The following is an 11,922-nucleotide window of genomic DNA, read 5'->3' on the forward strand; positions in this document are numbered from 1 at the left end:
GGGTGCATTCGAGGGCCTGACCTCACGTCGACGCCGGGGGACGCGGCACACGCGCATCGTGCCGCGCCCCTCGCCCGGGTTCACCGCGTCGCGGCCGGACTTCAGAGTCGCTGGAGGAAGCGGAGCAGGTCCTGTTTCTGCGCGGGGCTGAGGGACTCGGGGAGCCCGCCTGGAGTCTCCGGTGGATGAACGGGCGGCAGGTTCAGGGGCGCCGTGAAGGCCAGGACGAACTGGCTGTAGATGTCGACGACGTCCTCGAGATTCTCGAGGCTGTTGTCGTGATAGTAGGGCGCCGTTCGCGCGACGCCGCGCAGCGTGGGGATGTCGAAGGCCTCGAAGTCCAGGGGGTTGCCGGTGACGAGCGCCCGGCCAGGGTCCGTGGAGAACCACTGCGGGAAGAGGTTGGGCCCGACGATGGGCGCTCCGTTCTCGTCCACCGCCGGAATCGGGTCATACGGCTCTCCGCTGGCCGTCACGGGGTTGGGCGGAAGGTCCGTCACCTGCTGCTGGCGCGTGCCGTCCGTATAGAAGCGGAACCGGTAGCGCGGCAGCTCGATGCTCGCGTTGTACAGCGTGGGGAACTGGCCAATCTGTCCCAGGTAGGAGAAGCCCGAGAACCCGATGTTCAGGATGTCTGGCGTCGAGCGCTGGCCCTGAACGGGCACGGGCCCCACGCCGGGGACATGGGTGAACAACACGTTGCCATCGGCCTTCGTCACCGGGAACTGGGAGGCGACCTCTCGCATCGCCGGGGTTGAAATCCGGCTCAGCGTCGCACCGCCATGGCAGGGCTCGCAGCCGACCTTGAAGACCTCTCGCCCCCGTCGCTCCTCGGGCGTGAGCCACATGAAGTCCTCGGGGAGGGGAATCCGAGCGAGCGGAACCCCCGCGTTGCTCAAGTCGGCGACGAACCGCGCGCGGGCCGACGTGAACTCTCCGCGTTGGAAGTCCGCCACCTGGCGCAGCTGGGCGTGCGGCACGGCGGCTCCCTCGCTGTGGCTGGTGATGGCGGCCTGGGCCTGGTCCTCCAGGTTCGACTCGCGGCCGTCCAGTTGGAAGAAGGGGCCGGAGATGGCGATGTCCTGGATGCTCGGCACGCCTCTCCAGACGGCAATCTTCCGGTCGGCGGGGGTGACGATGTGTCCCTGGGCGTCGATGACGTCCATGTTGGCGGGCAGGGGAAGGACGACGCGGACAAGCCCTCTCTTCAGATGTTCGTACGTGGGGACCGCCGCGTTCGGGTCATCCGCATCGATGCGGTTGAACAGCGGGTCCGTTGGATTCGAGGCGAGACGGGCCTGGACGTTCTCGGGCCGCAGGGCCGTGCTGTCCTCGAAGACATGGCAGGTGGCGCAAGAGCGCCCATTGGTGTTCGGGAAGGCCTCGCTGAACAGCTTCTTTCCGCGGGGGTCGTGGTGCAGGGCGGCCTGGGCCTCGGCCGTCTGGGAGATGGGATTCACCTCGCCGTCGACTTCGTCCTGCTCCGGGGCCGCCGGGGTGCAATGCGTCAGTCCGCCGAGTGCGAAGGCACCGGCGAGACACGCGACAAGGCGCGTGGGAACCATGGGAATGTCTCCGGGGTGTGGGGCTTCCCACGAAACACCGGTGACATTCGCAAGTGTCACCCGGTTGTTGTCGTCCGTCGCCGCGCACAAAAACAAACCGGGGGCTCCTCGTGAGAGAAGCCCCCGGTCCGGTGCGTCGGTGTGTCAGGAATTACAGGCGCGTCTCACCGTCGAGGGCCGCGGGGCAGGTGGAGGGCAGCGTGAAGCCGTTGGTCGGCGTGGTGCTGGTCGAGCCTCCGGAGACCGCGTTGAAGCCCAGGCCGTAGGCGGCGAACGCCTTCCACAGCCGGCACACGTCCTCGCCACCGTGCAGGGTGGTGGCCGCGTTGATGATGCCGTCACGCACCTGGGTGAAGGTGGGGCTGCAGGCCGTGCGCTTCAGGCCCTCCGTGAAGTACAGCATCATGCGCTGGTTACCGGCGTTGCCATTGGCGTTGTACAGGTTGGCGTCGAAGCCCCACTGCGTCACCAGGGCCCAGTAGGCCTCCCACATCGCCTGGGCGAAGACGGAGCCCACGCCGTGCGGAACGGCCATGCCGTTGATGCTCGCGTACGTCCAGGTGTTGAGCGTGGAGTTCAGCGTGTACGGCTGCGTGCGGATGCCGTTGCCGGTGGTGGGCTGGTTCAGCGCGTAGGTGCCCACGCCCCGAACCTTGTTCGCCGTGTCGCCGACGCGCGCCGTGTAGAACAGCGAGAGGAAGTCGCTGATGCCCTCGCCCGGCTGCTGACGGTTGCTGAGGCACGACACATTGCTGGGGCCACCGACGAGGCGGTTGGAGATGCCATGGCCGAACTCGTGGACGATGATGCCGCTGTCCAGGTCGCCGTCCTTGTCCGGGGTCGGTGCCGTCCAGACGTACATCTGCATGCGCGGGCGGCTGCCGTCCGCGGGCGTGGAGAAGTTGGCGTTGTTGGTGCCGCCGCCGTCCTGCGCCTCGGCCTGGACGTAGTCGTTGCCCGCGCCGCCGCGGCCGTAGTTGTTCTGCTGGAAGTTGCCGGCCACTTCGTTGAAGCCGTACTGGTACTGCACGTCGTGGATGATGTTGTTCCAGTAGAACAGGTTGGTGACGGCCGCCGAGATGTACGTGGACGGGGCGCCCGCGAGGTTGATGGTGAAGACGCAGTTGAGCGCCGCGCCGCAAGCGGGCTGGGTCGCGGGCGGGGCGTTGTTGGCGTCGCGGTCCTCGTACGCGTGGACGTTGTTGCCGCGCGTCGTCGTGTACTCCGCGCCAGCGACCCCGTTGGTGTCATGCCAGCCGTAGGGTGAAGCCGTGGTGTTGGCGGGGTTGGACACCGTCACACGGCCGTCCGAGGGGGGCAGCGGCGTGGTGTGATTGGGGCTCTCCACGGGCACCGGATAGACCTTGTAGGAATCCGCGGCCACCCAATCAAAGCGCGTCAACACCTCGCCCGTGCCGGCGTCCACCGTCACGTCGTAGTCGTGCTGCGAGTCCAGGGTGTAGACCTGGAAGTGCCACACCAGCCGCGCCTCGCCACGGCGCATGGGCAGCACGGCCAGCTCCGCGACGATGGGCTCGCGCGACAGGCCGTCCACTTCCACGCCCGTGCGGCGCTTCACACCGGACTCGGGCTTCAGCGAACGAGGGGCGGTCGGCAGGCGCACACCCAGATGCCGGGCCAGGCCCGCGACGGCCTCGCCAGCGCTCAGGCGCGGCTCCACGCCAGCGATGGCGTTCTCGATGGAGGGCAGGAAGTCGCTGTGGACGCCCAGGACGCTGCCGTCCTTGCCGATGTTGATCTGCAGCTGCGCGTTGTAGACGGGCAGGCCCTTGAACGTCTGGCGCAGGTGCAGGTGCGTGGCGCCGCTGACCTCCGAGAAGACGCGGTCGGTGACTTCGAGGTTCGCCAGGTCATTGAGTCCCAGGCCGAGCGCCTCGTGGTGCTTCTGGACGAAGTCCAGCGCGATGGCCATCGGGTCACCGCTGCTGGGGCCGGAGAGCGCGCCCACGGGGTTGGTGAGCGAGCGGACCAGGCCGTTCGTCTCGTCCACTTCCACCAGCAGATCCGGGATGCCCTGGCGCAGCGCCGCGACGTGCGCCTTCTGGGCCGTCGAGAAGCCGAACCGCGCCTGCGCATTGTAGGCGGCGCGGGCATCGAAGTTCCGCTCGCCTTCGTGGGACTCCGGCGCCACTGCCAGCGCCGTGGACCCCGTGAGGGTCGCCGTGAAAACCACCGCCTGGAACAGCCGCCTTCGGTATGCACCTACGGACATGTCGTGCTCCTGCGCTGCGGGTCAGCCGCCCGTTGCGGGGCGGTACTGGGCGTGCGATGAAACACGTATTCTCCGTATAATGCAAATGATCCGAAATATACGAAAAATATGATTTAAATGTAGTTGTGATAGGGCCGCGTGGACCCCTGTGCGCGGGTGCGGGATGACCTCCAGAGGAGGGCTTCTGGAGGCTCGGAGTGGGGGGCGCCGCGAGCGAGACTTTCTCTGGGATGAGAGGCGTTTCATTCCGGTGGGTCTTGGGTGATTCCTACCAGCCGGGTGCCAGAAGTGAGTTCATGGCGGGCTGTGTCAGTTTCACGGGTGCATGCGGACCCTGGCTGGCATGAACAGCCGGAGCCGAACTTCTCGGCTCGCCGGTACGGCGTTCCGGGACGAGACTTGGGGGCTCCGTTGGAGTCGCGCTGTCTTGGTTGTTTGGATTCATGTGTATCTGAATGGCGTTATCGGAGTCGTTCGGAGATGCGGCGACGTTGCCTGCGTCTGGGGGCGGGACGTGGGCTCCCTCGCCTTCCGAGCCGGCGGGTGCCTTGGGCCCGGTCATGCCGCGGGTGCGGGTGGGGAGGAGGTCAGGGGAGGGGCTCGTCACGTCCTCCTGGGAGCCCTGAGTCCCTGTCCGGGCCCCCTGGCGACGCCTCGTGGACGTCGTGGGGGAGGGCGCTGGCAACGTCCTTGACGCTCGCTGGGGCCTGCGGTACATCCGGCCCGTTGGTTCGCGGTGGTAGCTCAGTTGGTAGAGCACGAGCTTCCCAAGCTCGGGGTCGAGGGTTCGAATCCCTTCCGCCGCTCACGCATAAAGGCCGGTAGTTCTTGAGGAAACTCGGGACTACCGGCCTTCGTGTTTCCAGGCCTCGGGACGGGGGCGCGAACCGCGGCTTTGCCCACGAAGGGGTGAGGACTCAACGGACCCGAGATGAGGCCGGCGGCATGGCGCGGCGCTGGTGGGCGGCCAGCCTGGCTCGGCCTCACTGGGAGCGCAGCGAGGGGGCCGGAAGGCCTGCCTTGTCCCAGACCCACTCGGCATGTCGTTGAATGGGGCGCGGTCGCGGCGGACGATGCGCCTCATGTCCGAGCGCTCCTCTCCACCGCGACACTTCTCCGACGACCCCATCGAGAGTGAAAGTGAAGACTTGTTGGCGCGAACTCAGTTCGCACGACAGGTGGTCCAGGTCCTCTCGCGGGTCCAGTCGGAACAGTCCAGCTCCGTGCTGGCCCTGATGGGGCCCTGGGGCAGTGGCAAGTCCTCCGTGCTGAGGGTTGTCACGAAGCAACTCCAGGCACCCAAGAGCCCGTGGACCGTCGTTCACTTCAATCCCTGGGAATTCTCCGGCGTCCAGACGCTCGCCTTCGCCTTCTTCGATGAGATTGCGAAGGTGTTGTACGACTTCGAGAACCAGACGGCCTTTGAGACGTTTCAGTCGTATGCCAGCAAGTTGCTCTCGTTCGGCGGCGCGGTGACCGACTCGCCGCTGATGGAGTGGATTGGCATCAATCCCGGCAAGCTCGCCGAGAGCGCGGCGAAGCTGATAGCTCCCCAGCGCTCCGTCACGGAGCTGCGTGCTCGGCTTGAGACGGCGCTCCGTGAGCGGGCGCGTCCGACGCTGGTGGTGCTCGACGACGTCGACCGCCTCATGCCGAGTGAGCTCCTGATGGTGTTCAAGCTCATCCGACTGCTCGGGAGGCTTCCGAACATCTGCTACCTGCTCGCCTATGACGAGGCCACCCTTCTCTCGGTGCTCCAGGAGACCGAGCTCGCGCGCGGCAATGCGGAGCGCGCGCTGGCCTACCTGGAGAAGATCGTCCAGGTCCGGCTCGACCTTCCCATCGTCCACCAGCGGCAGGCCCGGACGATGATTGACGAGTCCCTGCGCGCCCTGGCTCCGCCCCGGATGAGCGCCGAGGCCACGGATCGCGTGAAGCGCCTGTTCGACAGTCAGGTCCTTCGCAGGCTGACGGAGCCTCGCAGCATCAAGCGATTCTTCGCGCAGCTTCGCTCCTACCTGCCGCTGGTCACCGGGGAAGTCGACTTCGCCGACTTCATCGGCGCGACCTATCTACGGACCTACCATCCCTTGGTCGTTCGCGGGCTCTATCACCTCAAGGAGGAGCTGTTCGAGCACACGTACTCCGCCACCGCGACACCCGACGCGGCGACCTTTCTCGTCGGACACCGGCTGTGCGAGCCGAGAGAATCGGTCGAGGTCGGTCGCGTCCTTGCTCACCTCTTCCCGCAGGTCATCGGCCTCGATACGAGCATCGTCGAGCGCCACGCCGCCGCAACCCGGCGCATCGCGAGCAGGGAGTGTTTCGACCGCTACTTCTACTTCGGCATCCCCCCGGAGGCATTCTCGGACGAGAAGCTCCGAACGCATGCCAGCAACCTGGGTACGCCTCGGAACGCGGACGCGATGGCGGCGATCAAGGCGCTCCTTGACGCGGACTTCGACCTGACGATTTCCCGTCTCCTTCAGCACGCGGACGGGCTCTCGCCGGGGAACTGCGCACGATTGTTGGCACTCGTCAGCGCCAGGATTCAATCCATGCCACCGCATCGGATGAAGAAGGGGGCGCAACGCTATCTGCTGGGAGCCTCTCTTCTGGCGAAGTTGGACCGCGAGTCCGCGCGGACATTGCTCGCGGACCTCGCCTCAGTCGATGACAGGGACTACCTCCTGTACTCCGCCTGGCACCATCACGCACAAAGGGCCACGCCCGGCGCGCTTGCGTCCGAGCAAGGCCAGCCCGCGGGGCTGGAGGAGGTCATTAATCCCGCGCTGCGCGTCTATGCTCCCCAACGGCTCGCACGGTTGCTGGCGGTCCCGCTCGAGGTGGCCGACGGGTCCATGGGCGTGCTGTTCTGCTGGAGTGAACTGGGAGGACGTGAGGACGTCCAGCGCTGGCTGGAAGAGAATATCGCCACCCCTTCAAGCGCCTGGACCCTGCCAGACCTCCTCGCCATCTGTGTTCCCGCGGATACGTCGAGACAGAATCGAGACAATGAAACCAGCCGTTTGCTCCTCTCGAGTCTGCGGGAGATTCTCCCGGAGTCACTCCGAAGCGCCCTGGATGACATCGTCACCGAGCTGACCTCCACGAAAGGGCCCGTATTCCTGAGGAATGAACTCCTCGGCGACGAACCAGAACGAATCGTCTGGGCAGCGTTCAGCCTGAATCAACTCTGAGCGCAATCGACGGCCCAGGGCGGCGGAGATTCCGCCGTGCTCGCTGGAGACACGGCGTTTGGCACCTGGATGTGCGCCCAGCGACGTGCCACGGTCCATGTCGACGTCTACGGTTCTTTGAGTGTCAGGGATTTCGATAAAGGGAGAGGTGTCATGGACATCAATGGGGCTTTGCAAGATGGGATGCTCATCGCGATCCGCGAGATCAAGGCGCAACTGGATGCTCCTCATCCTCCCGAAAGGGTGGGTGACGCCAGATTCTCCCCCGACAGCCTCAGAGGCATGGCGCTCAAGGCGAAGAGTCGCATCGGGCTCAACGACGGGGTTCCGTACTCGGAAGCGCAGCAGAAGAAGCTACTGGAGACCTTTGGTGGTCTCCTGAATACCGTCACGAATACGCAGGCGTTCAAGGTCTCGAGTGGGCTGTCGAAGCAGAATGTGAGCCTGGTGCGAGACCTGGTCGCGATCTGCACGTTCATCCAGAACGGCATCCCTATCTACCCCTGTATGATCAATCTGCTTCAGACCCGGGAGCTCGCGTCCCCTGCGCGAATCGTGGCGGAGGAGGTGGATGTCACCGAGATGATACAGACAGAGGAGCGTCGGTTCTGGGTCTGGGACGGTCAGGACAAAAGGGTGAAAGCGGACGGCGATTATCCGTTCGTCGTCCCGCTGTCGTATCTCTGGAAGAGAGCCGTGAAGAGCAGTCCAGAGGCCGTCATGGGCGGCACGGTGGCGAATCCGAACCACGCGGAGGGGCACTCGGCCATCTCCACGAAGGACAAGCCGAGCAACAGGCCGACGAAGTCCGAGAAACCGGTGCTCTTCGCCGGCACGGCCAGGTTCGCCGACGGCTTCCTGGTCTACTGGGACAATGACTCGGGGCACTACACGCCAGGCAGTCTGGCAGGGGTCGGAATTGGCGCGGTCACGCGCGAGTTGCTGACGGAGCTGCGGTTCCCGTTTCCCATCGAGCGCTATCGAGACCACCAGTAGGCGCCGTGGTCGCAGCGGAGGGCGCCCGCAGCGGAATCTTCACGTATTCGTCGGGGCGCCCGGGAAGATTTCAAAATGCCTTCGTTCTGGGTCCGAGGCTGAAAACAGGGAGCTCGGCACGCTCCCTCCCGGCCATGGCGTGCCATTCCGGCACACCGACTTCTAGGGGGACCTGGACTATGAAACTCCGGACGCAAACCAAGCAGTGGCTGAGCAGCGCGCTCGCGGGAGCCCTGCTCCTGCCGGCGGCGGCGCTGGCGAATGAGACTCACGTCTACGGCATCGCCAACTTCGGCGGAGCCTCGCAGTGCTCGGGCTCGTCGCACTCCGTCCACACCCAGACGGCGGCGACGTTCGCGAATTACTTCAACTGGCTCAGGAGCCTTGGCCTCTGGTCGGACGTGCGCACGCACAATAACTCCAACGCGGCGCGGGACCTCTGGACGGACCCGGCCAAGGGCGCGGTGGGTGAGTCCAACGACGCCGCCATCAACGCCGGCGTGGACGACGCGGATGTCCTCTTCGTCCACACGCACGGCAGCCACAGTGTGTCGACGCCGCGCAGCTCACTCGTCATGGGCAGCAATGACCCTTCGTGCTCGGCGCGAACGAATGAGCACATGCGGTTGGGGAACGGGAAGCTGGACATCGCCGTCATCAAGGCGTGCCAGTCCGGCAACATCGAGGTCTGGGAGAAGGGGGGCTACCGCCAGCAGCTCGTGACGGCCACCAGCGGCTTCAGTGTCTGGAATGCCTTTCACGGAGACTCCTCGTGCGGCAACTTCGTGAAGGGCTACCTGGAGGACTACACGGCGAACTCGATGATGGATGGCGTGGGCGAGAACTGGATTGATGAGGCCTACGACTGGGGGCTCATCTATGACGACTGCCCCGTGTCCATCGTCTTCGGCGACACCAAGGCGAAGCGCAAGAGCATGTACGAGGCGGGCGGGTGGAGAGACCGCAAGAACACCGGCAGCAAGACGGGCTCCACCTACTTCTACGTGAGCGGCTGCAACCCGGACAACGGTCGCAAGCTGCCCTGAACGCATCGTTCTTCCACACCTTCCCCTGGACACCGAAACCATGAAGACCCAAATCATCCGATACCTGGCCGTCCTTCCGCTCACCGCGATGCTGGGCTGCGACAGCGTGACACCCCTGGCGGAGGAGCGCCCCGACACTCAGTCCGCGCAGGTCGCAAGGGCAGCGACCGCCGTCAGCTTTGAATTCGACACCACCGGCATCGCGACGCCTCCGTCCGGTGGGCTGCCCACCCAGTTGCTGCCGGCCAACGCCTTCAACGACGCGATTCTCCAGCGGGGGCTGATTGGCACGACGGAGCCCTTCACCGTGGCGAGCGAGCTGGGCACTCGTCTTGAACTGGAGTCCGCGAACTGGAAGCTCGAGCGGGATGGTGCCTCGGGCCGTGCCCTGGTGCTGAACAAGGTGGAGAGCGGGCCCGCGACGAGGCTGGAGCCCGCTGTCTTGCAGCGCAACGCCCTGGCCCGGCTGCAGCGCTGGGGCATTCCCACCACGGAAGTGGGAGACGTCCGCCAGGTGGCGTCCTTCCTCCAGAGCGAGGACGTGGGCACCTACGAGCCCGCGGAGCTCCACCGGCACAAGACGTTCGTGCTGCGAGCCATCAATGGCATCCGTGTGCAGGGCCACCGCGCGGTGGTGACGCACGGCGTGGATGGCAGCTTCCAGCGAGCACTCATCTCCTGGCCCGCGCTGGCCCGTGAAGGCCACCTCCTGCGGACCCGGCTGAGCACGGCCGAAATCGAGCGGAAGGCCACCGAGGCTCTCGTGGCCGAGGAGCTGACGACGGGGCGGGTGAGGCTTTTCTGGAAGTACGTGCCGAACCGACTCACCGACGGGAGCTGGGCGCTGACGCTCCAGGTGGGCGCCGCGCTGGCCTCCGTCGCCACGGAGACGCACACCGAGGAGCCGCGTGTGATTGATGTGGATGTGAACGCGGTCCCGTAGTCGCGCGCTTCCCGGCACCGCCGCCTCCGGCCAGGGGTGCCGGAGGCGGGCAACGGACCCGCGGACGGGGGCGGCCTGGTGCCCTCGAGAGGAATTGAGCGCCGCCGAAACCCTCTTGGAGTACGCCGCATCTGTGATTGCGCGAATGCCCCCGACGCCTCGAAGTCATCATCACGGGTGGCAGGGAAGTGTCGCACGCACATATCTCGCCAGCACCCGCGAGCAAGTGGTTGAGGTCACTCGGGAGTACCAACGTTGGCTCCTGCCGGAAAAGCCTTCCGGTCCAGACGGAGCTGATCGATGAAGACACACGGGTATCTCCTGACGCTCGTGGGGGCGCTGGCTTCTGGCGCCCTCCCGGGATGTGCCGCGCCGCCCCCTGATGAGGGCGAGACGCCGCCCGAGGAGCTCGTGTCCGAAGCTGGAACTTCCTGGGAGCCCTGCGGTTCCACCGCGCGCCGGGTGAAGGACATCGCCCCTGGCGCGCCGGGCTCGGAGCCACGCGAGCTGGTGCACGGACCGGGGATGCTCTTCTTCACCGCCAATGACGGAAACACCGGCCGCGAGCTGTGGCGCAGCAGTGGCGAGCGCCAGAAGACGGTCCTGGTGAAGGACATCCTCCCGGGCGGAGCGGGCTCGGAGCCTCGTTTCCTCACCCTGTGGGACGGGGTGCTCTACTTCTCCGCCGATGATGGCGTGCATGGCCGCGAGCTGTGGCGCAGCAACGGCACGGCGAAGGGCACGTGGATGGTGGCGGACGTGCTCCCCGGCGCCGCGAGCTCGAGCCCAGAGGACCTGGCCGTCTTCAAGAACAGGCTCTACTTCTCCGCGAGGCAGGCGGACGGCCTGCGCACGCTGTGGCGGAGTGACGGCACCGGGCCTGGCACCCTTCTCTTCGGGGATTTCGCCCTGAAGCCCATCAGCAGTAGCCCACGCCTGGTCCCGATGGGCGATGAACTCTTCTTCGTCGCCGCCGACTCCGTCGACTCCCTCCTGTGGAAGACCGACGGGATGCCCGGCGGTTTCACCTTCGTCCTCTACCTCGTCGAGGATCTCTTCTTCCGCGCCCTCGTTCCGGTGGGCGACCATCGCCTGTTTTTCTCGTTCGAGGAGGATGTGATCGGCGGCTTGATGGTGACGGATGGGACTCCGATTCCAGGAGTGCCGACGACTCTTCGCTCCTTCGAGGTCTACCCCACCGAGCTGACCGCGGTGCGCAAACGGCTCTTCTTCAGGGCCGCCACGGAGGGTGAAGACACCTTCGCGCCCCCCGAGGATCCCCGCTCCGGGACCGAGTTGTGGGTGAGCGACGGGACACCGGGAGGCACGCGGCAGGTGGTGGACCTTCGTCCGGGCTTGCTGGGCTCGGGCTTGTCGGACCTGGAGGCGATGGGCGGACGGGTCTACTTCTCCGCCAATGACGGACAGACCGGCCGCGAGCTGTGGACGAGCGATGGCACCGTGGCGGGAACCTTCCTGGTGAAGGACCTCGAGCCCGGGCCAGGGGGTGCCTCTCCTCGGGAGCTGAAGGCCATTGAAGGAACGCTCTTCTTCAGCGCGGAGACCTCCGGAAATGGCCGTGAGGTCTGGCTGAGTGATGGCACCGCGAAGGGAACGCGGCGGCTCCACGACATCGCGCCAGGCGGGGCTTCCTCGGCCCCGCGCTCCTTCGTGCGCTCCGGCTGGGATGTTTTCTTCGTGGCCGACGATGGAACCACCGGCCCCGAGCTGTGGGCCCTGCGCTTCCGGCCCCATGGGCAGTGCAAATCCAGCCAGTGAGGCGGCTCCCGTGGCGCGTTCTCATCCATCGGCTTCGGGGACGTGGGCGTACACGTGAAGCTCGGGGCCGGTGGTTCCATCGACGGTCTGTCACGCTCCTGAAAACAGACTGTGTCTCGGTTCCGCGGAATGCGTAAGGCATCCGTGCGCGAATCCAGAC

7 protein-coding genes and 1 tRNA gene are annotated in these 11,922 nt (G+C 66.1%); 6 read left to right on the forward strand and 2 right to left on the reverse strand.

All coding sequences use genetic code 11. The features are described 5' to 3' along the window. Positions 1–101: 101 nt before the first annotated feature. A complete protein-coding gene (locus tag HUA75_RS06420) occupies positions 102–1,565 on the reverse strand; it encodes a cytochrome-c peroxidase (RefSeq protein ID WP_174485801.1) in 1,464 nt (487 codons plus the stop codon). 151 nt (positions 1,566–1,716) lie between these two features. After that, a complete protein-coding gene (locus HUA75_RS06425) occupies positions 1,717–3,798 on the reverse strand; it encodes a M36 family metallopeptidase (RefSeq protein WP_174485802.1) in 2,082 nt (693 codons plus the stop codon). Between the two features lie 733 nt (positions 3,799–4,531). Here HUA75_RS06425 and HUA75_RS06430 point away from each other — a divergent pair. From HUA75_RS06430 to HUA75_RS06455, 6 genes are all read left to right on the forward strand, one after another. After that, positions 4,532–4,604, forward strand: a tRNA-Gly gene (locus HUA75_RS06430). Between the two features lie 276 nt (positions 4,605–4,880). Continuing rightward, the gene (locus HUA75_RS06435) at positions 4,881–6,998 is read left to right on the forward strand and encodes a P-loop NTPase fold protein (RefSeq protein WP_217445913.1); all 2,118 of its coding nucleotides are present in this window, start codon (positions 4,881–4,883) and stop codon (positions 6,996–6,998) included. A 153-nt stretch (positions 6,999–7,151) separates the two neighbouring features. Further along, positions 7,152–7,994 carry a hypothetical protein gene (locus HUA75_RS06440; RefSeq protein WP_174485804.1) on the forward strand — a complete coding sequence of 281 codons (843 nt, stop codon included), beginning with the start codon at positions 7,152–7,154 and terminating at the stop codon, positions 7,992–7,994. Between the two features lie 179 nt (positions 7,995–8,173). Next, positions 8,174–9,040, forward strand: coding sequence for a DUF6345 domain-containing protein (locus tag HUA75_RS06445; protein WP_141646551.1), 867 nt, complete (start codon positions 8,174–8,176; stop codon positions 9,038–9,040). A gap of 40 nt (positions 9,041–9,080) precedes the next feature. Further along, the gene (locus HUA75_RS06450) at positions 9,081–9,983 is read left to right on the forward strand and encodes a hypothetical protein (protein ID WP_174485805.1); all 903 of its coding nucleotides are present in this window, start codon (positions 9,081–9,083) and stop codon (positions 9,981–9,983) included. A gap of 300 nt (positions 9,984–10,283) precedes the next feature. Then, a complete protein-coding gene (locus HUA75_RS06455) occupies positions 10,284–11,762 on the forward strand; it encodes an ELWxxDGT repeat protein (RefSeq protein ID WP_174485806.1) in 1,479 nt (492 codons plus the stop codon). Positions 11,763–11,922 lie beyond the last annotated feature (160 nt).

Origin of the sequence: Myxococcus sp. CA040A, from assembly GCF_013336725.1 — a bacterium.
GTDB lineage: Bacteria > Myxococcota > Myxococcia > Myxococcales > Myxococcaceae > Myxococcus > Myxococcus llanfairpwllgwyngyllgogerychwyrndrobwllllantysiliogogogochensis.

Bases quoted from the DNA above. Each gene is read 5' to 3' on its own strand.
- HUA75_RS06420 (WP_174485801.1), bottom strand. From the start codon at position 1,565: ATGGTTCCCACGCGCCTTGTCGCGTGTCTCGCCGGTGCCTTCGCACTC.
- HUA75_RS06435 (WP_217445913.1), top strand. From the start codon at position 4,881: ATGTCCGAGCGCTCCTCTCCACCGCGACACTTCTCCGACGACCCCATC.
- HUA75_RS06425 (WP_174485802.1), bottom strand. From the start codon at position 3,798: ATGTCCGTAGGTGCATACCGAAGGCGGCTGTTCCAGGCGGTGGTTTTC.
- HUA75_RS06445 (WP_141646551.1), top strand. From the start codon at position 8,174: ATGAAACTCCGGACGCAAACCAAGCAGTGGCTGAGCAGCGCGCTCGCG.
- HUA75_RS06455 (WP_174485806.1), top strand. From the start codon at position 10,284: ATGAAGACACACGGGTATCTCCTGACGCTCGTGGGGGCGCTGGCTTCT.
- HUA75_RS06450 (WP_174485805.1), top strand. From the start codon at position 9,081: ATGAAGACCCAAATCATCCGATACCTGGCCGTCCTTCCGCTCACCGCG.
- HUA75_RS06440 (WP_174485804.1), top strand. From the start codon at position 7,152: ATGGACATCAATGGGGCTTTGCAAGATGGGATGCTCATCGCGATCCGC.